At 65.9% G+C, this 823-nt stretch carries 1 protein-coding gene; it reads right to left on the bottom strand.

Going from position 1 to position 823, the window contains the following annotated elements:
- Positions 1-823: phosphopantetheine-binding protein (locus tag A5781_RS05565; RefSeq protein WP_231990643.1), on the bottom strand; the 823-nt coding region annotated here is incomplete at both ends.

Here is an 823-nt window from a genome sequence, read left to right as displayed (position 1 = left end):
TTCCGTCGACCGCGGGGAAGACGGTGCGCAGGCTTTCATGGCGGCCCACCACATCACCCAGCGCCACCCCCAACGCCTCCGCATCCAACTGCCCGTCCAGGCGCAGCGCCACAGGCATGTTGTAAACCGGCGACCGGCCCAACAACTGATCGATAAACCACAACCGGGACTGCCCAAATGACAACGGCACCCGCTCCGGGCGCTCACCCGCCACCAGCGGGGCCAGCCCACCCCCACCCCCGGCCTGGATGCGGGGTGCTAGCTGGGCGATGGTGGGCGCCTCAAAAATGGCCCGCACCGACAGGTTGGTATTCAGGCTGGTGTTGACCGCGGCGATCAGGCGCATCGCCGACAACGAATTCCCACCTAGATCGAAGAACGAGTCATCGACCCCGACCCGCTTTATGCCCAACACTTGGGCGTAGATGCCGGCCAGGATGTCCTCGGTCAGAGTGCCCGGGGCGCGATAGTGAGCGCCGGTGTAGTCGGGGGCGGGTAGGGCGCGGGTGTCGAGTTTGCCGTTGACCGTCAGGGGTAGCGTCTCGAGCACCATGATCGCGGCCGGCACCATATAGGACGGCAGCCGGTCTGCGAGTTGGGCGCGGATCGCGGCAGGATCCACTGCCCCCGAACCCGATTCGGTGACATAGCCGACCAGCCGCTTGCCGCCGGGGTCCTCCTCGCGGGCGATCACCACCGCTTGGTCCACCCCGTCCAAGCTGGCTAGTGTGGTTTGGATTTCACCCAGTTCGATGCGATACCCGCGGATCTTGACCTGCTCATCAGCACGCCCCACATAGCGCAACTGCCCATCGGGACCCCT

The sequence above is a fragment of the Mycobacterium sp. 852002-30065_SCH5024008 genome (assembly GCF_001665645.1).
GTDB classification, from domain to species: Bacteria; Actinomycetota; Actinomycetes; order Mycobacteriales; family Mycobacteriaceae; genus Mycobacterium; species Mycobacterium paraffinicum.
Note: the sequence above shows the minus strand (reverse complement) of the source record. Positions and strands in the feature narration are given on the sequence as shown.